At 45.0% G+C, this 23,640-nt stretch carries 17 protein-coding genes; 4 read left to right on the top strand and 13 right to left on the bottom strand.

Annotated elements, in window-relative coordinates:
* Window positions 1-14: 14 nt before the first annotated feature.
* From glf to DXN04_RS10730, 8 genes are all read right to left on the bottom strand, one after another.
* Complete coding sequence (gene glf, locus DXN04_RS10765) at window positions 15-1,124, bottom strand: UDP-galactopyranose mutase (protein ID WP_116853320.1); 1,110 nt, start codon at window positions 1,122-1,124, stop codon at window positions 15-17.
* The gene (locus DXN04_RS10760) at window positions 1,111-2,550 is read right to left on the bottom strand and encodes a flippase (RefSeq protein WP_116853319.1); all 1,440 of its coding nucleotides are present in this window, start codon (window positions 2,548-2,550) and stop codon (window positions 1,111-1,113) included. The genes glf and DXN04_RS10760 overlap by 14 nt, the downstream gene beginning before the upstream one ends.
* Before the next feature lie 197 nt (window positions 2,551-2,747).
* Window positions 2,748-3,959 carry a sterol desaturase family protein gene (locus tag DXN04_RS10755; RefSeq protein ID WP_116853318.1) on the bottom strand — a complete coding sequence of 404 codons (1,212 nt, stop codon included), beginning with the start codon at window positions 3,957-3,959 and terminating at the stop codon, window positions 2,748-2,750.
* 159 nt (window positions 3,960-4,118) lie between these two features.
* Window positions 4,119-5,186 carry an AAA family ATPase gene (locus DXN04_RS10750; protein WP_116853317.1) on the bottom strand — a complete coding sequence of 356 codons (1,068 nt, stop codon included), beginning with the start codon at window positions 5,184-5,186 and terminating at the stop codon, window positions 4,119-4,121.
* A 233-nt stretch (window positions 5,187-5,419) separates the two neighbouring features.
* The gene (locus DXN04_RS10745; protein WP_116853316.1) at window positions 5,420-6,049 is read right to left on the bottom strand and encodes a DinB family protein; all 630 of its coding nucleotides are present in this window, start codon (window positions 6,047-6,049) and stop codon (window positions 5,420-5,422) included.
* Window positions 6,050-6,655: 606 nt separating this feature from the next.
* The gene (locus DXN04_RS10740) at window positions 6,656-7,738 is read right to left on the bottom strand and encodes a PA0069 family radical SAM protein (RefSeq protein ID WP_116853315.1); all 1,083 of its coding nucleotides are present in this window, start codon (window positions 7,736-7,738) and stop codon (window positions 6,656-6,658) included.
* A 72-nt stretch (window positions 7,739-7,810) separates the two neighbouring features.
* Window positions 7,811-9,592: a MutS-related protein gene (locus DXN04_RS10735; RefSeq protein ID WP_116853314.1), complete on the bottom strand. Its 1,782-nt coding sequence runs from the start codon at window positions 9,590-9,592 to the stop codon at window positions 7,811-7,813.
* A gap of 90 nt (window positions 9,593-9,682) precedes the next feature.
* Complete coding sequence (locus DXN04_RS10730) at window positions 9,683-11,113, bottom strand: glycoside hydrolase family 125 protein (RefSeq protein ID WP_116853313.1); 1,431 nt, start codon at window positions 11,111-11,113, stop codon at window positions 9,683-9,685.
* A gap of 171 nt (window positions 11,114-11,284) precedes the next feature.
* Here DXN04_RS10730 and DXN04_RS10725 point away from each other — a divergent pair, with 171 nt between their 5' ends.
* From DXN04_RS10725 to DXN04_RS10715, 3 genes are all read left to right on the top strand, one after another.
* Complete coding sequence (locus tag DXN04_RS10725; protein ID WP_116853312.1) at window positions 11,285-14,554, top strand: methylmalonyl-CoA mutase family protein; 3,270 nt, start codon at window positions 11,285-11,287, stop codon at window positions 14,552-14,554.
* A gap of 593 nt (window positions 14,555-15,147) precedes the next feature.
* A complete protein-coding gene (gene ligA / locus DXN04_RS10720; protein WP_116853311.1) occupies window positions 15,148-17,265 on the top strand; it encodes an NAD-dependent DNA ligase LigA in 2,118 nt (705 codons plus the stop codon).
* Window positions 17,262-17,699, top strand: a complete 438-nt coding sequence (locus DXN04_RS10715) for a nucleoside deaminase (protein ID WP_116853310.1) — start codon at window positions 17,262-17,264, stop codon at window positions 17,697-17,699. Before ligA ends, DXN04_RS10715 begins: the two co-directional genes overlap by 4 nt.
* A gap of 67 nt (window positions 17,700-17,766) precedes the next feature.
* Here the strand turns inward: DXN04_RS10715 and DXN04_RS10710 are convergent, their stop codons facing one another.
* The 3 genes from DXN04_RS10710 to DXN04_RS10700 all read right to left on the bottom strand — a co-directional run bounded on the left by DXN04_RS10710 (window position 17,767) and on the right by DXN04_RS10700 (window position 20,035).
* The gene (locus tag DXN04_RS10710) at window positions 17,767-18,687 is read right to left on the bottom strand and encodes an SPFH domain-containing protein (RefSeq protein ID WP_116853309.1); all 921 of its coding nucleotides are present in this window, start codon (window positions 18,685-18,687) and stop codon (window positions 17,767-17,769) included.
* Between the two features lie 252 nt (window positions 18,688-18,939).
* Window positions 18,940-19,149 (bottom strand): hypothetical protein, encoded by a 210-nt coding sequence (locus DXN04_RS10705; protein ID WP_083724458.1) that lies wholly within the window; start codon window positions 19,147-19,149, stop codon window positions 18,940-18,942.
* Between the two features lie 181 nt (window positions 19,150-19,330).
* Window positions 19,331-20,035, bottom strand: a complete 705-nt coding sequence (locus tag DXN04_RS10700; protein WP_116853308.1) for a LuxR C-terminal-related transcriptional regulator — start codon at window positions 20,033-20,035, stop codon at window positions 19,331-19,333.
* Window positions 20,036-20,335: 300 nt separating this feature from the next.
* Between DXN04_RS10700 and DXN04_RS10695 the strand changes: the two genes are divergently transcribed.
* Window positions 20,336-20,941, top strand: a complete 606-nt coding sequence (locus tag DXN04_RS10695) for a superoxide dismutase (protein WP_116853307.1) — start codon at window positions 20,336-20,338, stop codon at window positions 20,939-20,941.
* A 67-nt stretch (window positions 20,942-21,008) separates the two neighbouring features.
* Here the strand turns inward: DXN04_RS10695 and DXN04_RS10690 are convergent, their stop codons facing one another.
* Both DXN04_RS10690 and DXN04_RS10685 read right to left on the bottom strand, forming a co-directional pair.
* Window positions 21,009-21,782, bottom strand: a complete 774-nt coding sequence (locus DXN04_RS10690) for a 3-keto-disaccharide hydrolase (protein WP_116853416.1) — start codon at window positions 21,780-21,782, stop codon at window positions 21,009-21,011.
* 87 nt (window positions 21,783-21,869) lie between these two features.
* On the bottom strand, window positions 21,870-23,537 hold the full coding sequence (locus DXN04_RS10685; RefSeq protein WP_116853306.1) for a S41 family peptidase: 1,668 nt from the start codon (window positions 23,535-23,537) through the stop codon (window positions 21,870-21,872).
* Window positions 23,538-23,640 lie beyond the last annotated feature (103 nt).

Raw genomic sequence — 23,640 nt, 5'->3', positions numbered from 1 at the left:
CCTCAATCATCGAACTACTTTTTGCTTAGAAAATTCTTCACCTGGTGCAATGCAGAACCTACTACCTGGTGCATGTCGTAATACCTGTACTCTGCCAGACGGCCACCAAAGATCACAGCGGTCTCTTTGTCTGCCAGTTCTTTGTATTGCTTGTACAGCTTTGAATTTTCATCGTCGTTGATTGGATAGTAAGGCTCAAGCCCTTCCTGCCATTCCTGTGAATATTCGCGGGTGATCACTGTTGATTTCTGTGTACCAAATTCAAAGTGCTTGTGCTCTATGATTCTTGTATATGGCACTTCGCGCTCTGTATAATTCACTACTGCATTCCCCTGAAAGTCAGGTACAGACAGCTCTTCGTGCTCAAAGCGTAAACTGCGGTATTGCAGTTTGCCAAACCTGAAATTGTAATACTCATCCAGCTGACCGGTGAATACAACAGTGGTAGCCAGTTGATCTAATTCTTCTTTTGATTTCAGGTAATCTACATCCAGCCGCACTTCTATACCATCCAGCAATCCATCGATCAGCTTGTTGTAGCCACCTACCGGAATACCCTGGTACTTATCGTTGAAGTAGTTATTGTTGTATGTAAAACGCAGTGGTAAACGCTTGATGATAAATGACGGCAATTCTGTCGCCTTGCGTCCCCATTGTTTCTCTGTATATCCTTTGATGAGTTTTTCGTAGATGTCAGGACCTACCAGTGAAAGCGCCTGCTCTTCGAGGTTCGCAGGTTCTTTGATATTGAGTGAAGCCACCTGTGATGCAATCTTATCTTTTGCCTGCTGAGGTGTTTTTACTTTCCACAACTGGTAGAAAGTATTCATGTTGAATGGCAGGTTGTATAACTCTCCTTTGTAATCAGCCAGCGGAGAATTTACATAATGATTGAATGGAACAAATGAGTTCACATAGTCCCATATATCCTTATCATTGGTATGAAAAATGTGCGCTCCATACTTATGGACATTGATATCCTGAATGTTCTCGCAATATACGTTTCCGCCTCTGTGACTGCGTCTGTCCACAACAAGTACTTTCTTTCCTTCCTTTACGCATTCATGTGCAAATACAGCCCCGAACAATCCACTGCCCACTACTAAAACATCAAATTCTTTCATTTACCATTTTTTTAATTCTTACATAATTTTCCACCCACAAGGTTTCCTTCAATACAAATATTTCCATGATCGCATAATAGATCGAACACAACACTGCTGTCAAAGCGATCGTCAAAATCATATTCTCCGAACGGACCACGTTGTATATACCCCAGAAAGGTACACATACAAGACAATTGACAAGCAGTTGTCCCCATGCATATTTTACATTTATTTCCTTACATGCAAAATAACCGGTCAATATAGCTACCAGTAGTTCTGTGAGCGTAATGGCCACCGATGCACCATTGTGATACCAGAATGGGATCAGCACCAGGTTCGCCACTACATTCAGCACCGTACCTGCCAATACACTTCGTAGCAATAATCGCTCCTTGCCATTGGCAGTAAGGATCTGCATACCAAAGATATTATTCAACCCTATCAGGAAAACGATAGGTGCGATGATCACAAGCGATGTGGTAGCCGGTAAAAACTCCCTGCCAGTCAGTAAAATAATGATTTCATCTGAAAGGCAGATTAATCCGGCGGTAATCGGAATACCGATGGTATGTACAAATGATACTGCTTTCCTGTACAGGTGGTGAATGCGGTCCATGTCCTGGTCCTTAAATGCCTTCGACATTTGTGGTACCATCACGATGGCCAGTGCACTGATCACGGTGAGCAATACCTTCGCGATCTTGAGCGATGATGCATAATAACCGAGGTATTTATCATCGGCCATATAACCCAGTATTACTTTATCAAGTAACACATATACACTGATCGCTACCTGCGAGGAGAAGAGTAAAGTGAGAGGTTTGATATGGCGTTTTAATGCCAGGTCTTTGAATGTAAACGTCGTTTCCTTACCCAGTTGCCTGAGATTGACCAATACATTCAATGTGAGGGTGATGATATTGATCGCGTAGTACCACGTGGCATCAGCAGGTGATTTCACCAATGTGAACAGGAGTATCAGCGATACGATATTCAGGAAAAAACTACGCGTAGCTACATATTTGAACTTCTCCATTCCCTGGAAGAACCATTCAGCAGGAAAAGGAGTCAGTAATAACCCGATAGCACCTAATATAAACAGAAAGTGATTGCCGGCATACTTATGCGTTAAGATGGCAATGACAAAGTAGAAAACGCAACAGATAAGCGATCCGAGAAAATTTAAAACCAACAATTCTGATGTCAGTTTCTTTAATCCGATCGGGTCATGTCTTGTTTTAGCAACTTCCCTGATGCCGTATAATGGTATACCTAAAGCGGCTAATAAGCAGAAGTATTGGGAGTAACTATCCACAAAATTGATCTTTCCAATACCGTCAGGACCCAGTATCCGGGAGGAGTAAGGAAAACTGATCAATGGGAAGATGATCCGGCTAACAGATAAAATGGAATTGTAAAAGAAGTTTTTCTTTATCGATGACACATTGAACCAATTTTAGAACTAATTAAGTCGGTTTTCTTTAGCAATTCCTATGAATTTTCAATAACAGATAGGCAAATTTATTAAAATTTACATATAAAACTCAATATGTAAGAAATCAGTAGTGTATCATGTTGCCTTTTTAGCCGGCCGCAGGCATTCGCATGATTTATTAAGAGAAAAATGAAAATGATAAGCGGTCACTCTCCTTTTACGCCATACAACAGCCGCAGATATTGCTTTTCGATAGCCGGCCAGTAGATCAGGAACAACACCTGCCCCACCAGGAATACAACCAGCGATAATGGCCAGATACTTGAAAGCGCGAGGAATATGACGAAAATACGGGCATATTCTAGGTAAAACACCCAGCGGCGTTGTTCAAGTATAGCCCCTGTATTGATCAGGGTCAGAAAGATCAACAATGAGATACAAATTTGTATAAACACAGATGCATAATGCTCCAGCAGCAAAAAGAAAAATAACACCACCAGCGTGGCCAGCACCTGCCATACCACATACAGATGAAGCCGTCGGGTAGCTACCCCCGTCCTGTTCCTGCTCAGGAACTTTTCTTCCAGTTGTGGCCGGATGGCAGGATCAATCTTGTCAGGCTTACCGAAGATGACTTTGATTTTTTCCCTGAAACCCGTTGTCTGCCTAACGGCATATATGATCTCCAGTATAAAATGAAAGTGCTGCCAAAGAAAACTATTGCTATCCAGTGGTTTAGTCAACCCATACACCGGCTCCTCCTCCTCCACTGTAAAGGTGCTAAACAGCTTGTCCCAGAATATGAACACATCCCCATAGTTCTTATCCAGGTACTGGTCATTAGAAGCATGGTGTACACGGTGATGGGAAGGTGTTACAAAAATATATTCTAAAAATCCCAGCTTAGGGATCGTTCGGGTATGTATAAAGAAAGGATAGATGCCATGTACCAGTTGCACACTGATGATCATAGCAGGAGGAAAACCGATCACCGGCAGAATAGACCAGAAACACATCCGGGCAAATGCCTGGAATACAGTAATCCTGGCCGAGACGGTGTAGTTGAAGTCATCACTCTGGTGGTGTACCACATGGGCAGCCCAGAGAAAATTCACTTCATGCGCCAGCCGGTGGTACCAGTACCAGATAAAGTCTGTAAGCAGGAGCAGGCTAAACCAAAGGAGTACGCCAGATTGAATGTTGAAAATTGCAAAGTGGGTATGCAGGAATTCATACACAAAGTAAAAGATCCCTACGGTAAAGGTATCCAGCAATCTTTCTGCGATACCAACATTAATGTTGCTGACGGAGCTGGCAAAACCAAAATAGTTCTTTCCGGTCTTACGGGCTACAAGATACTCTAAGCCCATCAACCCCAGGAACAGTGGAACGGCCCAGGCCATGTGATTTAAATGCACGCCAAGAATAATTTCGAATTACGGGTAAAAGCCCTACTGTTGGTGGCCAATGGAGCGAGATCAAGGCAATATTACATAAAATTATTTAAATAGTCTACAGTTTTAATGGACTAATTGTATAATAAAATCCCCCGCCGGATAAGCGGGGGACTTAAAACATTATAACTTAAAACCGGCTCTGAAACCAATCGTAGCCTCCTGCTTTTCGAAGCTGGGCTCGTGCTGGTTCATCACCTCCGCTATCGTCATCGGCTTATCGATCATCGTCTGGAAGCCCTGGTTGCCCGACAGCTGACGCGCCTTGTCTACTGAAAGCTTTCCAAACTCATACTTGGCGATCAAACGTCCTTTTCTCATCAATGCACTATCAATCTGTGAAATATCACTGTTGAAAGTACAGATTACCTGTACATTCAGGCAGTCTGCCAGCAGACCGTCAGACAGGTTCAGGAGGTTAGACACCGAGGAGTTGCCCGTAGTCTTTCTGTCCATGATGATGTTTTCCGCATCTTCGATCACCAGGATCGTGTTGGGATTGTCAATCAACAGGTCTATGAACTCAGGCTGCATAATATTGCGGGCTACTGCCGGCGAGAGGAATAATACCCTCTTTTTTAACCGGCCAATCAGGTAACGCAGGTAAGTAGTCTTCCCGGTACCCGGCAGGCCGTGCAGTAATACTATCCCCTTGTCGTCGTCTGTATTCAGCCGCTTGTAGATCAGCTGGTCAATAGCGATAAAGTCATCCTCATAGTAGAGACTCAGATCCAGTTTGGTCCGCTTGAACTCCATTGCCTTCAGGGTCAATGCACCATTTTCGACGGTAATGAGGTTCAGTTCAAATTTCTTTTTCTTTTCGCGGGTACGGTATCTTCTTACGAGGGTTGTTACTTCTTTGACAAAGGCATCGGACTGTCCATTGTGCAGAATTTCACAATATCCATCTCCAAATTCCACCATACATTCATTGTTCAGGACCACGATGGAGATGTCATGCTGATAAGTTTTATCCTTCTTATCGATCTCTTCTCTTCTGTATACTTCAGATATCTTATCCTTGTAGGCATTTCTAAACCCGGCGAAAGACTTCTCGCCGTTAATGCCGTAAACCATACTTATATTAGGTATTCTATTGAAATAATACAGGTAGAATGGTCTGCTTTCCAGCAAGCCATTGCCAAAAATAGTATCCCCACTGATCACCCGCTGCTGTAAAATATTTTCCATGCGATTTTTAAAAATGATTGCAAAGGTACATTCTTATACAAGAAAACTGGCAGGGCAGGATTACCCCGCGGTCTACGTACGATGTTTCTTACAATATCATTTGGGCGTATTAACAAATTTTGGGGGTGCTGCTCCTTTCACAAAAATACCGGCGACAAGATTGTCACCGGTAAACTGATGGTATTAGAACAGCGGAATTAAAAAACAAAGGATGAGAAATATAGTTGACCATATTATAGCACTGCCATATCTGCTGCTGCTTCATCTGGCGCATCTACGATGGCTGTCACGATTCGTGTAGCCGGTTCTTTTTCTCCGTTGTATTCCCTTTTCAACCTTTCCATCTGGCGAATATGACGCTCGATGTGCTTAGTCAAAAAGTAGATGTACTGGTAAATATCCAGTTTGCCAAGGTGATTCACAGACATGTTGGTGAGTACCAACCTGCCTTCTCCGTTTTTCAGCAGACTAAGATTATACATACATTGCGCAAACTGTTGTTTGAGCAGGGTTCTGATTTCGTGCATGTCCTGCAGGCCGCTAGGCTCCAGGTGTTCGGGTCTGATCCAGCCAAAAGAACGACTACCTATCACATCAATCTGTTCAAACTTTTCATGGTAATCTGCAGGCAATGTGATTGCTCCGGCCGCATGTCTGCGATCCAGGGCACGGCGTGTACTCTTGTTAATGATCAGTAACAGGAAATAATTTGTAAGGCTGATATGTTCCAGCACTTCTCTGGCATTCCAGTGCCCCGCGTCAGGTTTATAGTGCAACAGGTCAGCGTCTTTTTCAAACCACTTGTCTAACTCCCTGAAATTGGTGAGCAATGCCTCTCTTACTACTTGTATTACGTTTCTCATCTTCTTGCTGTTTGGGGTTATGCACCCTATCCCGATCCACTTTCTGTACACGGTTAGTACATAACAGTATTATAAAATATTAATGTCCATAGTTTGTTTTTTCGTTTCACCGGATCGTTTATAAAATAAAAAACCCGGTTCCTTAGATCAGGACCGGGCGTATCTACATAAGTTTACTTATGTCAGTACATACCTGGCCCATTCGGCCCTGTAGAGGCCAATGCGATCCATCGCGCAGATACTTCCGGCTTTCCCTGACAGTATATACACATAACAGTTGTCTGTATCGATTCCTTATCTAACTCAGTCGTCTTCATTTCAGTGCTTAAAAAGCAAAAGGTCCCGCATCACCTGCGGGACCTTTGTTTTATCATTTGATAAGTTATTTCTTCGTTATCAATTGGTGCAACATTCCCGCAACCCACAGCTGGCCTGCTTTTGCTTACAGGACATCGCTGATGTAATATGTTTTGGACTGCGTTTCATTTATCTTTTTTATTGCTACACAAAGATATTTTTTATTTTTTTATTTCTGCTATATTCTTTAATAAATTTTTTCTATTTTTTTATAGAGCAATCTAATATAATCAGTAGCAATGATATGTGCTAAAACAGTCGCAGCTGCACTTGCGGGCGTTGAAACAATTCAGTATTGAATTCAAACTTCTCCTGGTTCAAACCAAACTTTTTCGTGTGTACTTTGAATTGTTGCCGTATCAGGTCCGCAATATTTCCCTCTCCTCTCATCCTTCTTCCAAAGTTGCTGTCATTTACCTGGCCGCCATGCAGGCCTTCGATATGATGCCATACCTTGTCTGCCCTGTCCGGGAAATTCTTGTATAACCAGTCATTAAAAATCACTTTCACCGCATCGTTCAGGCGCACGACCGTGTACCCTGCAAATTTAGCGCCATTCGCTGCAGCCATATCCAACAGCTGCGGCATTTCATGATCATTTAACCCGGGAATCATTGGTGCCGTCATCACTCCTACCGGTATACCCAGCTCACTCAGCTCCTTCACTATCTTGAAACGCTGCGCTGCCGTGGTAGTACGGGGCTCCATCTTCAGCCTCAGATCTTCATCTGCCGTTGTGATGGATACATATACACATACCAGGTTGTGCTGCGCCATCTGCTGCAGTATATATTTATCTCTTAATACCAGGGAATTCTTTGTAATGATGCCAATCGGCTGCTTATACTCCCACGCTATCTGTAGCAGGGACCGGGTCAGGAACATCTTCCTTTCCAATGGCTGATAACAATCTGTATTACCTGAAAGGGAAATGGGCTTAGGTACCCAGCTTTTGTTGTCGAGGAACTTCCGCAGCAATTCAGGTGCATTCTTCTTGACAACGATCTTTCTTTCAAAATCAAGACCAGCGCTCATGCCCCAGAACTGGTGCGCATTTCGGGCATAGCAATAGATGCAGCCATGTTCACAACCCTGGTAAGGATTCATACTGTACCACATGCCTACATCAGGACTATCTACCTTATTGACCAACGTTTTTGCGTGTTCTTCCAGGATCTGGGTAGGCACGTCTGCCTGCCACCATTCATCAATGCCTTCAGCATGCTCCTGTGCATATTCGTTCTTTAGATATTTGTTCTTAGGATTTAATTGGGCACCACGTCCTTTATAATAGAGATTCTCCGGTACACTCTCCTGAAAAGGCAAGGTCATAGCTAATATTTTTAGCTAAAATACTAATTAAATTAGCATGACCAAATTTTAATTATTTAACAGATGTGGGCGCTAAATGATCTCCATCTTCTTCATCAGGAAGGTCGCATTCTTATTCCGCGCCACCCCTTCCCTGATCCGGTAATCAAAGAACAACTGCTCTTCCTGGATGGTACTCTCAAAACAATAGTTCCTGATCCTGCCCGGATACTCTTCTTCCATTTGCCCCAACTCCAGGTCATGCGTCGCTATCATACCCAGGCAATTATATTGCAGGAAATGAGCGATCAGACTCCGGGATCCGGACAACTTATCTTCCGAATTCGTTCCTTTCAAAATCTCATCCAACAGGATAAACACCTTCTCCCCTGATTTCAACACCTTCACAATCTCCTGCAACCGCAGCAACTCTGCCTGGAAATAAGACGTATGCTTCGCAATGGAATCCTTGATCCGCATACTCGTCATGATCTTCATCGGACTACAGGTAAACTCCTCCGCACATACCGGCAGCCCACACATAGCCAGCAGCAGGTTGCTCCCCACACTACGCAGGAAGGTGCTCTTGCCGCTCATATTTGACCCCGTAATGATCAGGAACTGCTGCGGTGTACCAATGGCTATACTATTCTTCACGCTCGCTGCCGCCGGAATCAGGGGATGGCCAATGCCCTTCCCTGTCAGCTGCGATTGTTTATCATCTATCACCGGATAAATGAATTCCGGATGATTGTAGGCAAAAGTGGCCATACTATTATAGATCTCAAACCCATAGATCACATCCATCCAGCCAGCTACCCTATCCTTGTATTTCAGCTTCCATTTCTCCAGGATCACGGCACAATGCAGGTCATACAACCCCAGTCCGTTCAGCACCATCCCGATGGCCATATTCATACGCTGGTCCCAGATATTTACAATCCTTGCCAGGCGCTTCAGGGCCGCACCCGCTTCCTGCGTCTTTTCCTGGTCCCTGTTCAGCAGCGCCGCCTGCCCGAACTGCTCACCATTGATCATCTGTACCAATACCGAAAACTTTGCAAATACCCGCTCCTTGCTGGAAATCAGCACATGCTGACGGCTGATTTCCGCTACATATTGTCTTAAGATCACACTATTGATCAGCAACATCGCCAGCAAAGGATACACATTGTATGTAGCAAGCAGGTACCCCACAGCCACCACACTCAATACAGGGCTTACCCATCTCACAATCTGAACAAACTGGTTATTGATAAACTTAACCGGCATATCCAGCCATAATCTCAGCTCCTTCTGGTCATCCGCCTTTTCTCCTGCCAGCTCAGCCTGAGCACTGAGCAGTTGCCTGAATTGCAGTTTTGGTACCAGTTCCTTTACAGCTTCCTGTCTTTCCCGGGTCCGCTCTACGCCCGGCCATGGCATTTTTAAAAACTGCGCCAGCACGCTGGCCCCTGTCATTGTGCCCGTACGGTTTATATGACTATAAATAGAAGAGTGTCCGAATACATCCAGGTCACCCGTATAAGGATGGGTTTCATCAACAAAAAAGGCCCCGTCATAAAATGAAGAATTCCCCGTCGTAGCCAGCTGGTATTCCTTTTCATTCAGTTGCAGCAATGTCCTGGCCAGGACCTGTTTCTCCTGGATGCGTGTATATACCATCAATGCTCCTGCAAATACCCCCAGCATCAGCACCACAGGCAAGATCCACATCAGCTCAAAGCTATCCCGGAAATACAGGTACCCAAAAAATAACATGATCAGAAAACTCAACAAACGCAGATATCCCAGCAAACTTAACTGACGTTTATACTTCGCCAACTCCGTCTTATAATGGTTCATCTGTTCTTCATAAATAGCAATAGGGGCCATGTTTTATTATTTAACGACTGTAATAAAAGCAAAAAATCGCTTCCGCCAATGGCAAAAGCGATTTTTTGCAAATACTTAGGAAGACAATTATCAGGCATAATTGCGCTTCAGCAATTCGGGATACTCGTTGTGAATTTTCACAATCAGCTCACCGAACAGTGTGTTCACCCATGCAAACCATGGACGGGTATAGTCTGAAGGATTGTCTTTATGATAAGATTCATGTATAAATCCGGTTTCACCATCGGTATTACGCAGGGTCTTCAGACATGCAGCTATTTCTTCCTTATCACTGCTGGTCAGCGCCTTCATGATAATACTCATCGGCCAGATCTTGTCTACCCCGGTGTGCGGACTACCTACACCCTCACCATATTTACCCTTGTAGAACCAGCAATGGAAAGGACTCCATACGAAATGACGTGCTGTCTGGTACAAAGGATCATCTGCAGTAGTATAACCCAGGTAAGGGATTGACAGCAGGCTAGGTACGTTTGTATCGTCCAGGAACAGGCGGTTACCAAAACCATCTACTTCAAAACCATACATCTTACCCAGCGAAGGATGTTCTACGATCGCGTAAGCCTTGATCGCACGATCTACTTCTTCTGCCAGTTCTTTACACTCCTTCGCAAAGGCTGCATCTTTGTATACCTCAGTACTGATCTCGGACAACTGGTGCAGGGATACCACTGCAAACATGTTGGAAGGAATCAGGAATGGAAACACAGTCGCATCATCTGATGGGCGGAACATAGAAGCAATCAGGCCCACAGGCAGGATCGGGCTACCATAACCACTGTTGGCTACAGTATCGGACTGCTTAGGGGTATTACGCTGGAAGTGGTAAGGACCAGGACCATCTTTACGCTGCTGCTCCTTAAAGGTTTTCACGATCAGTTTAGCAGCTTTCTTATGGGTATCGTCCAGTACGCTGGCATCACCGGTTTTCTTCCAGTAGTTGTACGCCAGCCTTACAGTATAGCACAGTGAGTCAATTTCCCATTTTCTTTCATGCAGTTCAGGCTTCATTTCAGTCAGGTCACTATCCCACTCAGAACCGGTTGGACCTTCGTTGAACGCATTGGCATATGGATCGATGATCACACATTTAGTCTGCCTGTTTACCACACCAGCTATCAGCTGCTTCAGTTTCTCATCTTCATTTACCAGCTCCAGGTAAGGCCATACCTGGGCGGTCGAGTCGCGCAGCCACATCGCGTGGATATCGCCTGTCAATACAAAGGTATCGGGACGGCCGTTTTCTACCTTGAATTTCACCGTGGTGTCCAGGGTATTTGGAAAACAGTTCTCGAACAGCCAGCCCAGCTTCGGATCTGCAACTTCTTTCTTGATGGTTGCGATCATTTTTTCTACTGCCTGACTGGTAAACTTACGATCTGCCAGCGGAGGACGCTTGGAAACGTATCCTGCCCGGGCGAATACAGCCCCAGGGAATCCCAGCGCCATAGCGCCTGCCAGCAAACTGCTGTTCCTGATAAATTCTCTTCTTGCCACCATTTCTGTTATAAGTTTTCAATTACGATTTGCGCTTTTTTGTGGAAATGCAAGTCAATAAACGTGAATAATGGGTGTAAAATAAAAAAATACGGGAATATTAAGTAATCTGTAATTTGTAAATTACATAGCTTAATTCCACAATGCCAAAGTGCTTGTCAAACACCAAAGCAAATGACTGATACTCCAGCTCACAAAATTCGTATCGTTACCGCAGCAGCGCTCTTTGACGGCCATGATGCCGCAATCAATATCATGCGCAGAATCATGCAATCCCAGGGGGCAGAAGTGATTCACCTGGGCCACAACCGCTCCGCAGCAGAAATTGTGGACTGTGCTATCCAGGAAGATGCCCAGGGCATCGCCATTACCTCCTACCAGGGTGGACATGTTGAATTCTTCAAATACATCTATGACCTGCTGCACGAAAAAGGATGCGGGCATATCAGGATATTCGGTGGCGGCGGTGGCACCATCCTGCCTGCAGAAATTGAGGAACTACATGCCTACGGTATCACCCGCCTCTACTCGCCTGACGATGGCCGTCAAATGGGGCTGGAAGGCATGATTGCCGATGTGATCAGGCAATGCAACTTCTCTACCGTACAGCATTTGAACGGGAAACTCGCTCAATTGCCCGCAAAGAATGCACACCTCATCGCCGCCGCCATTACAGCTGCCGAAAGTAACCAACTCTCCCTGCCCCATCCGGCCCAGGGCAGTATGGTACTGGGTATCACAGGTACAGGTGGTGCCGGCAAGAGCAGCGTGACCGATGAACTGGTACGCCGTTTCCTCCATTCTTTTACAGATAAAACTATCGCCGTAATTTCCGTCGATCCTTCTAAAAAGAAAACCGGCGGCGCACTGCTGGGAGACAGGATCAGGATGAATGCCATCCACCATCCCAGGGCATATATGCGCTCGCTGGCTACACGCGATAGTGATAAGGCCATCAGCGCTCATATACAGGAAGCCATCGATATCTGCAGACTGGCAGCTTTTGACCTGATCATCCTCGAAACTTCCGGTATCGGACAGAGTGATACTGCGATCATCGATCACTGCGATGTATCACTGTATGTCATGACTCCTGAATATGGCGCTGCCAGTCAGCTCGAAAAGATAAATATGCTTGACTATTCGGATGTGATTGCAATCAATAAATTCGATAAAGCAGGTGCCCTCGATGCATTGCAGGATGTAAAGCGACAATACAAGAGAACCCATAAGCTGTGGGATGCAGCAGATAGTGACCTGCCCATCGTAGGCACTATCGCTTCGCAATTCAATGATGCGGGCATCAATCAGTTGTTTCAGAAACTGCTGAAGGCATTGAAGCTCCCTGCTGCAAAAGATGACGGACATCATCCTACTACACGCACACAGATCATCCCTCCTGCACGCGTACGTTATCTTTCTGAAATTGTAACATCGCTGGAAGAGTATAGCAGCTGGGTAAAGGAGCAATGCGCACTTGCCTCCAAACTATATCAGCTGGATGGTAGTATCGGATTAGTAAAGGAAGCTCAGGTTCAGCAGCAATTACAACACATCGCTGATCAGCTGAAGAAAGAACTGCATCCTGATTGTAATCAGTTGCTGGAGGAATGGCCAGCCATACAACACCAATACCGGCAAGACCAATATTCATTTACAGTCAGGGATAAGACCATCAACCTGCCGCTTTATACAGAAAGTCTTTCCGGCCTGCGCATTCCCAGAATCAGTCTGCCTGCCTATAAGGATTGGGGCGATCAGCTGCGCTGGCTGCTCACTGAAAACATACCGGGATCATTTCCATACGCAGCAGGAGTGTTTCCTATGAAGAGAGAAGGCGAAGATCCTACCCGTATGTTCGCCGGTGAAGGCGGGCCGGAACGTACAAACAAGAGATTTCACTATGTATCTGCCGGCCAGCCCGCAAGGCGGCTCAGCACTGCATTTGACAGCGTTACACTGTACGGGGAAGATCCGGGTTTCCGACCCGATATTTATGGTAAGGTGGGCAATTCAGGGGTAAGCATTGCAACGGTGGATGATGCAAAGAAACTGTATAGCGGCTTTGATCTGTGCGATCCCATGACTTCTGTATCCATGACCATCAACGGGCCTGCTCCTATCCTGCTGGCGTTTTTTATGAATGCTGCCATTGATCAGGAATGCGAAAAATACATCGCCAAAAATGGTATTCCTGCAGACCTTAAAAACGGGCCTGTATATGCAGGAGAATTACCTGAAGGAAACAATGGTCTTGGATTAAAACTCCTGGGTATTTCAGGCGATAAAATATTGCCCGCAGAGATTTATAACCAGATAAAAGCAAAAGCCCTGAGCAGTGTAAGAGGTACAGTGCAGGCAGACATCCTGAAGGAAGACCAGGCGCAGAATACCTGTATCTTCTCTACTGAGTTTGCATTGAAACTGATGGGTGATGTACAGCAGTATTTTATACAGGAAAAAGTGCGGAATTTTTATGCAGTGAGTATATCCGGTTATCACATTGCAGAAGCAGGTGCGAACCCGATCACGCAGCTTGCATTTACATTGGCGAATGGATTTACCTATGTGGAATATTACCTGAGCAGGGGAATGAAGATTGATGATTTTGCACCGAACCTTTCGTTTTTCTTCAGTAATGGAATGGACCCGGAATATGCGGTGATAGGCCGTGTGGCAAGGCGCATCTGGGCCAAAGCAATTAAGTATAAATACAAGGGAAATGACCGTTCACAAAAACTGAAATATCATATCCAGACATCTGGCAGAAGTCTGCATGCACAAGAGATCGATTTCAACGACATCCGGACTACGCTGCAGGCATTGTATGCGATTTATGACAACTGCAATTCACTGCATACAAATGCATACGATGAGGCGATCACCACACCAACAGAAGAGAGTGTGCGGAGAGCAATGGCGATACAACTGATCATCAACAGGGAACTGGGTACTGCTAAAAATGAGAACCCGATCCAGGGATCTTTCTTTATTGAAGAATTGACGGATCTGGTGGAGGAAGCGGTGATGGCGGAGTTTAACAGGATCACGGAGAGAGGCGGCGTGCTGGGTGCAATGGAGCGGATGTATCAGCGAAATAAGATCCAGGAGGAGAGCTTGCATTACGAATCCCTGAAGCATAGTGGGGCTTATCCCATCATTGGAGTGAATACATTTTTAAATGCAAAAGGTTCGCCTACGATTATACCTTCGGAGGTGATCAGGAGTACGAAGGAGGAAAAAGATTTTCAGATTCATGCCCTGGAAGCTTTTCATAAGCGACATGCTACTGAAAGTGAGCAGGCATTGAGGCGCTTACAGGAAGTAGTGACGAATAATGGGAATATTTTTGTGGAGCTGATGGAAACCGTGAAGACTTGTTCCCTTGGGCAGATTACGCATGCGCTGTATGAAGTGGGCGGGCAGTATAGAAGAAATATGTAATTGGCTGCATTTGCCAAAGGCAAATGCAGTTCAAATGCCTCTTAAAAAAATTCCCCTGCATAAAACCTTTTATGCAGGGGAAGTATCACACAAAATCAGCAAAACACACTTGCCAGATTTCATTGACGTGGAATTATTCAATATTGTACGTGGAATCTACATTAATAGCTTTTAATAGCTTTCGTGGAATTCATAAAGGCCGGAATTTATAAAGGCCTTGTGGAATTTACAAAGACAAACTCTTGGAATTTATAAAGGCTTACGTGAAATTTATAAATGGCTTTAAACTAATTTTGGTCGTTTTTCACTTCGTTGATAGATTTCTTTAAGGAGCGCATAGGAAAAAACATTCAACCTTTCACTTGTTCCTTATCAATCTGTAATTTTTGTATCCGTCTTTCAGTTGCTTTCGTTTCGTTACACAATCTTAATTAATTTTTTGTTAATAAAAAACTTTTTGGTCATCTTTTTCTTAAAATTAATAGGTCCACAGGGGGCCCAAACACATCAAAAGCCAATACAGACAAGGGAAATGGCTATTTTAGAAATAGTTCAGAAAGTATTTTAAATTTACACGCCGATAGTAAAAATATATGTATACGAAAGAAATAGAAATCACTTTAGCGCAATTAGCGAAGCAACTGTTAGCTGAATTGCAAAAAAAAGAAAGCCCCTCATCCATTGATGAAACGCTGGAAAACCTACGCCGTGTCATACTCTACAATGACTGGCGCTATTATGTACAGAGTGATCCTGTGTTGAGCGATTACGAATATGACCAGCTCTTCGCCTGGTTGAAACAACTGGAAACCGCCCACCCGGACCTCATCAGCCCGGACTCTCCTACCCAGCGCGTTGCTTTGGGCCTGAATAAGGCATTTCCTACTGTACAGCACCTGGTGCCCATGCTGAGTCTGGAGAACTCCTACAATGCCGATGACCTGCTGGACTGGGATCGTAAAGCCCGGGAAATAAGCGGCCTCACCGATATTGAGTACTGTATTGAGCCAAAATTTGACGGTGCCAGTATATCCCTAATATATGAAAACGACCGCCTGACCCGGGGTGCTACCCGTGGTGATGGCGTGGCGGGTGATGATATCACGACCAATATCCGCCAGATCCGCTCTATTCCCCTTACGGCGAACTTTTCAAAGTTTGGGATACATACCATCGAAATCCGCGGAGAAGTGCTGATCAATAAAAGTACTTTCAAAGCCTTCAATGACCAGCGCGCTGCCGAAAACCTGCCGCCACTGGCCAATCCCCGCAATGCCGCCTCCGGCTCCCTCCGTATGGTGGACCCGAAGGAAGTGGCAAAACGCGGCCTGGAAGCCTTCCTCTACCATATGAGTTACCACACTATGGAAGACGGGCAGACAGAACCGAAAGAAATCCAAACCCACAGCAATACCCTGGATATGCTTACCCAGCTGGGCTTCCGCTCTCCTGCTAAAGAAAAGAAGGTGGTAAAAGGCATCCAGGCAGTGATCGATTATGTCCTGACTTTCGAAAATGAAAGGGATAACCTTCCATATGAAATAGATGGAATGGTAATAAAAGTAAATGATTACGAATTGCAGGATAAACTGGGTATGACCACCCACCACCCCCGCTGGGCCATGGCTTATAAGTTCAAAGCCCGCCAGGCTACCAGCAAACTCAGGGATGTGGAATTCCAGGTCGGTCGTACAGGTTCTATTACTCCGGTAGCCAAAATTGATCCCGTACCTATCGGTGGAGTTACAGTTGGTTCCATTTCCTTATTTAATGAAGATGTAATCCGTGAAAAGGATTTGAAACTTGGCGATACCGTACTGGTCGAAAGAGCCGGTGACGTAATCCCATATATAGTGAAGTCAGTTGCCGACCTCAGGGATGGTTCTGAAAGGGAGATCGTATTCCCTAAGGAATGCCCTGTGTGTAAGGAGCCGCTTTTCAAACCTGAAGGTGAAAGCGTATGGCGCTGTATCAATATTAACTGCGAAGCCCAGGTGGTAGAAAGAATGATCCACTTTGTAAGCAAAGATGCCATGGACATCAAGAGCTTAGGCGAAAGTAATGTCCGTAAGTTCTATGGCCTGGAACTGATGAAGGATATTCCGGGTATTTATACCATGGATTTTAGCAAACTGGAACAATTGGAAGGTTTTGGAAAGAAGTCCCTCACTAACCTGCAAACGGCCATCGAAGCTTCCAAAACCCAGCCGCTGCACCGCCTGATCTTTGGTCTGGGAATCCGATATGTAGGTGAAACCACCGCCAAGACCCTGGCCAATGCCATCAGCTATCTGCCGGATTTCAAAGACTGGACGGAAGAACAATTACTCGCCCTGGAAGATATCGGACCGAAAGTAGCTGGTAGCATCAAACAGTTCTTCGCTACACCTGAGAACCTCGATATGCTGAAACACCTGGAAGAATTAGGACTGAACCTGAAGAGCTCCCGTTCTGATCATCCTGTGGGTGGTACTTTCGATGGACAAACATTCCTCTTTACCGGTACGCTCAATAAACTGAAACGTAGCGATGCAGAAGAAATGGTAGAGCAGCAGGGAGGTAAGATCCTGAGCGGGGTGTCCAGCAAACTGAATTACCTGGTAGTAGGTGAAGATGCCGGCAGTAAACTGGAAAAAGCGAAAAAGATCAATACCATACGCATCCTGAGTGAGGATGAATTCTTAAACCTGATAAACCAGCAGCAGGGATGACGGATGAATTCTATATGCAGCAGGCCATGCGCGAAGCCCGGAAAGCCTTTGATGAAGGAGAAGTACCTGTGGGGGCGATTGTAGTGCTCAACGATAAGATCATTGGTCGGGGCAGTAACCAGGTGGAGAAGCTGAATGACTGTACAGCCCATGCAGAAATGCTGGCACTGACAGCAGCGTTTAATTTTCTGGGTAGTAAATACCTGATGGAAGCAACACTGTATGTAACGCTGGAACCCTGCCTGATGTGCGCGGGGGCGCTGTATTGGAGTAAGATTGGCCGTATAGTATATGCGGCTAAAGATGAGAAGAACAGTTATAGAAGGTCTACCGGGGAGGCGAATCCTTTTCATCCCAAAACCAGGGTGGAACAGGGGCCTGGAGAAGCGGAAAGTTTGCAATTAGTAAAAACATTCTTTGCGCAAAGAAGATAGCATTAAAAAGGCACCCACAAAAAAAGTCCGGCCCTCATATGAGGGCCGGACTTTTTTACTTTTATCTTTATTTAGCCTGTAGTTTATTCAGCGCCATCAACTGCTTCATCGTCTGCTCCATCCCCTCAGATGACCCGTCCAGGAAGATCACATTCCCCTTCGAATTCTCTGAGAAGTGCTTAATCGCCTCCGTCCACATAGAGAACAGAATCACAGAGGTATCCAAATTAGCCTGCTGCATCTCCTTAGCCGCCATACTCATACCTTTCGCCACCTCTTCACGGAACAGGGCCACACCCATACCACGCAGCTGTGCAGCCTGACGCTCCGCTTCCGCCGCAATCTTGATCGCATTACCTTCCGCTTCTGCCGCCTTCGTCTTTGTAATCAGCAAAGCCTGACCTTCATTTTCAGCAGCCGCTTTCAGGTTATTGGATGCCACTACCTGGGCCATAGATTTCATAATTGCATCATCGAAAGTGATATCATTCATTTGCAGATCCTGCAGGTGATACCCCCAATCCTCCAGCGTTACATCGATCTGCTCCTTCACATGCTCCGTAATGTCACGACGCAATCCCAATACCTCAGATTGTCTTTTAGTAGCCACAAATCCGCGGATAGAACCTTCAATGGTACGTACCAGCGCCTGCATGAAACTACGTTCATCCAGGAACTTAAAAGCCACATTCTTGATGGTGTTTTCTTCCTGATTCCATACGGAATACAGTAACATCGCTTTGAAGTAAACATTGGCCTGATCAACAGTAATGGCCTGGAATTCCAGCTCTACCGAGCGGTTCTGAATAGAAATACGTTTGAATACTTTTTCAACGATGGGAACTTTGAAGTTAAGCCCGGGGAACAAAATACGGTTATACTTTCCAAAAATCGTGGTTACCCCAATAGTACCTTGCTGTATGGTCACAAAACTCGAGAATACCACAAGCAGGGCTAGAACTAATAAAACGATAGCAATTGTACCCATATATAGGAGATTTAAAGGTAAATATATAATAAATGTCGGCAATATGGTCATTACCGGCACATAAATACGCGCATACCGATGCCTAAGGCATCAGTGTGCGCGATACTATTAATTTGGGAAATAATACGGGTTGAAAGATTAGAAAGACAGACCCTGGGTTATTTTGATTGTGTGTCACGTCAAAAAAACAGCGACAAACAATGGATGAAAGCTGAGCTAAATTACAACGAATGAAAGGGTAATAGCTTCAGGTTAAATCCTTTGTTTCTTTCTGAAATAAATATAGACATCGTCTAATTCTATCTGCTTGAGCTGATATGCCAGCAGTGTTTTTAGATCGTCAGTTTCATTTTTGATCTTTTTATATTGATCTTTCAATGACTCATAGCGGGCAACTATCTCTTCTGCCGTTGCAGAACCGTCCAGCTGCAAAACTTTTAATGCGCTTTCCTCGGTGATCATAGCAATAGGGGTATTACTAACTATCTTTTTCCTTTTTAAAAAAATGTCTTTCCTAACGTTTCAAACTCTCCTTCGGTTAATAGGCTACTAAATTAAAGGGAATTGATTGTTATGCAAATACCCAAGCTTGGGTATTTTTTTGCAAAAGGAGTGCAGGCAAATTGCAGGAATTTTACTTAAATTATTGATACCCAACTTTTCTCGCCAGGGCCACTAATTCAGTAGTATTCCTAACTTTCAGTTTTAAACGGATGTTTTTCCGATGGGTTTCAACCGTATGTCGGCTTAGATTGAGGGTATCAGCTATTTCTTTATTATTCAGGCCATTGACGGCCAGTTTGAGGATTTCTTTTTCTCTTGCTGTGAGCTTCGCCAGCACATCGTCGTTATGCTTGCGCAAAACTTCTCTCATTGCCTCGGCCAGCTGATCATTAGTATCCATGGCCATAGTCAGGTCCAGGAACGCACAGATCACATCTTTCACTTTGCCCTGCTCATCTCTTGTAAATGGCATTGCCAATCCTACCAGCCAGCACCATTGCTCCGTATCCCGTTTACGAAATCGTAACACACCGCCAAATACACTTTTGTTTTCCTGAAATGATTGCTGGGCGATTATTGCCAGATCAAAGTCCTCCGGGTGCATGACCGCTTTAAAAAAATCAAGCCCCATATTACTCATCTCCGCCTGCGTATACCCCGTCACCTCTTCCATATAACGATTACACCAGTTGACAGTCTTAATATTATTCTGATGTGTGTATAACATAGCGGGAACATGGTCCAATAAGGTCTCGAGCCACTTGATCCGTGTCTTCAATAGTTCATTTTCCTTCTGTAAGGCGTTGAGGGAGTAGTTCTGGCCCATGTCCAAGTCTGTCAACATACTTTTAGTTTTATACTAATAGCAGTAACCTTTACGTGTATACGTAAAGGGCATGCTTACTAAAGCTGTTATAACACTTAACGTAAATATAAAATAAAAAAGCATATATCCAACCCATTTGGTACGGGAATTGGGCGGGAATACCTATGTTTTATTGATAATTGAGGCATTATTACACGGCGACCGCAACCACCCACCAGCCCATTTCGCCTGCGCCTTTTGATATTTACCTGATTAGGCAGTAAATTTGGTACCTATTGATACACTCTTATTTATTAACGCAATAAAAAAACATAAGTTATGGCATTTACACTTCCGAGCTTACCGTACGCTACAGACGCACTGGAACCACATATCGACAAGCAGACAATGGAAATTCACCACGGTAAGCACCATCAGGCATATGTTGACAACCTGAACAAAGCAATTGCCGGTACTGAAAATGAAAATAAATCCCTGGAAGAACTGGTTGCTATCGCCGGTACACTGAGCCCAGCGATCAGGAACAACGGTGGTGGTCACTGGAATCACAGTTTCTTCTGGACCATCCTCGGCCCTAACGCAGGTGGCGAACCTACCGGCAAACTGGCTGATGCTATCAAGAGCACTTTCGGTTCTTTCGAAGAATTCAAAGAAAAATTCAATGCTGCCGGTGCTACCCGTTTCGGTTCAGGCTGGGCCTGGCTGCTGGTAAAAGGTGGTAAACTGGAAGTTTCTTCTACTCCTAACCAGGACAATCCACTGATGGATGTTGCTGAAGTAAAAGGTACTCCGATCTTAGGTGTAGACGTTTGGGAACATGCTTACTACCTGAAATATCAGAACCGTCGTCCTGACTATCTGAAAGCATTCTGGAATGTTGTGAACTGGGATGCAGTTAGCAAACGTTACGAAGCTGCTTTGTAATTTTGCATTTTAAATATTAATAAGAACGGCCATTGCTTCGCAATGGCCGTTCTTATTGAATCCTGCACTATGAAAGTCGTTTAATTTTTATATTCTTAAACCAGATTTCACTGCCATGATCCTGTAAATCTATAAACCCTTTTTTCGTAGCACCGTAACCTTTAGCATCTTTCCATTTTCCCTTTTCTTTCTCCGCTTTCCACTCCGCTGAGCCAATTACATAGTCCGCCGTTTTCTGCCCGTTCAGCCAATGCTCCACATGCCCATGATATACCACAATCCGTGCATGATTCCACTCACCTGCAGGCCGGGTAGCATTCACCAGCGGCGCACTCATCGCATAGTTACATCCTGTCTTCTGCCAGTCTTCCAGCTTTTCAGGAAAATTATTATCATCGATTAACTGGTATTCCGGCCCACTCTGGTAAGCAGCAGGATATTCCTCAGAGGCCAGGTAAATGATGCCACTATTCCCCTGCGCCGCAATCTTCCATTCGAGGAACAATTCAAAATTCTCATACGTACTGTCTGATGTCAGATCTGCACGATTGGCCTTGAAATCCTTGTCGCCTTTGCAATGCAGCATGCCGCTGTCCACTGACCATGCGCCACCTGTCTTATGCTGATACAGGTGCCAGCCACTCAGGTCTTTGCCATTAAACAATAACTGCCATCCTTCCACCTTCTCCGTTTCACTCAGTATATTCATTGCCGTTGTATCAAAATATTCAGTTGTCGTATCTTTTCTCATCACGGTTACTGAATCATGCTGGCTACTGGTATTGTTATTATTACATGCCAGCAAAATGGTAACAATAAAGGGCAGGAGGAGCTTTTTCATAAATGGATTTTTAAAATTTCTCTTAACAGGCCGCATGGCCATGCAAAAAAAATCGCTTTTGTCTGAGACAAAAGCGACAAATTTTTATCAATGCAGCAATTGCTGATATTTCTGTGGATCGTGCAGCACTTTCACCGCCTCGGTCACTTCGTTATCTGTCACCAGGGACTGTGCAATTCTACCTTTCTGCATATAATAGCGGTTAGAAATCTCTTCTTCCAGCAGGTGTTTGATCTCTGTTTTATTCTTCAGCAGATCCTGCTTTTTGTCGTGCTTCATCTTTGCCTGCAGCGCTTCGAATTCCTTCGACATGGCATCATAGTATTTTTCTTTACGGGCAGTTGCCTGCAGGTTTTCCATAGCTTCTTCCGTATGGGTTTTATAACTATAATTTCTGCCATCCAGGTAACGCATAAAGTCGGAGAAATCATCTTCACTCAGGGAGAAGGAACCTGCCGCCGCAATCTTAGGATGTGAATAATAGTATTGTGTAGCGTAGTCGAAAATATACTGCCTGCGCAGCAGGGTCACGGTTACCTGGCTCAGGAGGGTTGGATCTACGGCATCATCCGGTTCTATCCCACCCCCATCACGTACCTTACGGCCATCGGCGGTACTGAACGATTTACGCAGGCTGTCCGGTACTGATTCCACTTCACCATCGTCATTGCGGTGAGAATAGTCGATCGCCTGGATACAACGGCCACTGGGTGTATAGTATTTGGCGGTGGTAACCTTCAATTTTGCATTATAAGGCAGCGGACGGGTAGTTTGTACCAAGCCCTTACCAAAGGAGCGCTGACCGATAATTACGCCGCGATCCAGGTCCTGGATAGCACCTGCTACGATTTCTGAAGCAGAAGCAGAGGAGCGGTTCGTGAGTACTGCCAATGGAATTTTGGCATCTATCGCGTTGCCTTCGGTTTTATAGTCACGATCCCAGTTCTTTACCTTGCCTTTGGTGCTTACGATGACCTTGTTCTTATCTACAAAGATGTTCGCTACCAGTACCGCTTCGTCCAGCAGGCCACCGGGGTTGCCACGCAGATCCAGGATCACACCCCTGATAGCCGGATGGTCCTTTTTCAGCTGGGTAAAAGCATCGGATACGGCATCGCCGCTATTTTCAGTGAACTGTGTCATGCGGATATACCCGATATCATTACCTACCATACCGGAATAGCTCACCGGCTTTACATTAATCTCTTCGCGGGTAATGGTTTTGGAGGTTTCTACACCTGTGGACGGATTTTTAGTCACCATTTGCAGGGTAGTACCAGGCACACCTTTCAGCATATGGCTGATGTCGTCCTGGTCCATATCCTGGGTAGGCTTGCCATCCAGAGACAGGATCAGGTCACCGGTTTTCACGCCGGCCTTGTCCATAGGACTGCCTTCGTAGATGTCGGTGATTACCGTGCGAACGCTGTCGGTAATAACAGAAATCCCTACACCTCCGTACTTGCCCGTAGCCATGAATTTAAGTTCATCCAGGTTTTCTTCGGGAATGAAGTCAGTATAAGGATCAGTTTCTTCCAGGATGGCATCTATGCCTTTATGCATCAGTTTTTCCGGGGGCAGGTCGTCTACATAGTAGGTATTCAGCTCCCGGTAGAAAGCTGCGAAGATGTCCAGATTTTTAGCGATCTCAAAGTATTTGTCTTTGTCACTGTATGCTTTGATACCGGTAGCACCTATGATGAGCAACACCAATACCACGACAATTCTCCTCTTTCTTTGAAAAAATGCACGCATAGGTAAAAGTTAATGTGAGCTAATTTATAAAGCAGTCGTAAGCTACAAGTTCTTTACGTATTTGAAAAGTTAAAATACGTGATTGCCAGAGTTTTAGCCTTTC

Origin of the sequence: Chitinophaga silvisoli (genome assembly GCF_003412465.1) — a bacterium.
Taxonomy (GTDB): Bacteria; Bacteroidota; Bacteroidia; order Chitinophagales; family Chitinophagaceae; genus Chitinophaga; species Chitinophaga silvisoli.
Note: the sequence above shows the minus strand (reverse complement) of the source record. Positions and strands in the feature narration are given on the sequence as shown.

What these genes read in the sequence shown, in the direction of transcription:
- glf (WP_116853320.1), bottom strand. Translation starts at nt 1,124, where the DNA reads ATGAAAGAATTTGATGTTTTAGTAGTGGGCAGTGGATTGTTCGGGGCT.
- DXN04_RS10750 (WP_116853317.1), bottom strand. Translation starts at nt 5,186, where the DNA reads ATGGAAAATATTTTACAGCAGCGGGTGATCAGTGGGGATACTATTTTT.
- DXN04_RS10745 (WP_116853316.1), bottom strand. Translation starts at nt 6,049, where the DNA reads ATGAGAAACGTAATACAAGTAGTAAGAGAGGCATTGCTCACCAATTTC.
- DXN04_RS10740 (WP_116853315.1), bottom strand. Translation starts at nt 7,738, where the DNA reads ATGACCTTGCCTTTTCAGGAGAGTGTACCGGAGAATCTCTATTATAAA.
- DXN04_RS10735 (WP_116853314.1), bottom strand. Translation starts at nt 9,592, where the DNA reads ATGGCCCCTATTGCTATTTATGAAGAACAGATGAACCATTATAAGACG.
- DXN04_RS10730 (WP_116853313.1), bottom strand. Translation starts at nt 11,113, where the DNA reads ATGGTGGCAAGAAGAGAATTTATCAGGAACAGCAGTTTGCTGGCAGGC.
- DXN04_RS10725 (WP_116853312.1), top strand. Translation starts at nt 11,285, where the DNA reads ATGACTGATACTCCAGCTCACAAAATTCGTATCGTTACCGCAGCAGCG.
- ligA (WP_116853311.1), top strand. Translation starts at nt 15,148, where the DNA reads ATGTATACGAAAGAAATAGAAATCACTTTAGCGCAATTAGCGAAGCAA.
- DXN04_RS10715 (WP_116853310.1), top strand. Translation starts at nt 17,262, where the DNA reads ATGACGGATGAATTCTATATGCAGCAGGCCATGCGCGAAGCCCGGAAA.
- DXN04_RS10710 (WP_116853309.1), bottom strand. Translation starts at nt 18,687, where the DNA reads ATGGGTACAATTGCTATCGTTTTATTAGTTCTAGCCCTGCTTGTGGTA.
- DXN04_RS10705 (WP_083724458.1), bottom strand. Translation starts at nt 19,149, where the DNA reads ATGATCACCGAGGAAAGCGCATTAAAAGTTTTGCAGCTGGACGGTTCT.
- DXN04_RS10700 (WP_116853308.1), bottom strand. Translation starts at nt 20,035, where the DNA reads ATGTTGACAGACTTGGACATGGGCCAGAACTACTCCCTCAACGCCTTA.
- DXN04_RS10695 (WP_116853307.1), top strand. Translation starts at nt 20,336, where the DNA reads ATGGCATTTACACTTCCGAGCTTACCGTACGCTACAGACGCACTGGAA.
- DXN04_RS10690 (WP_116853416.1), bottom strand. Translation starts at nt 21,782, where the DNA reads ATGAAAAAGCTCCTCCTGCCCTTTATTGTTACCATTTTGCTGGCATGT.
- DXN04_RS10685 (WP_116853306.1), bottom strand. Translation starts at nt 23,537, where the DNA reads ATGCGTGCATTTTTTCAAAGAAAGAGGAGAATTGTCGTGGTATTGGTG.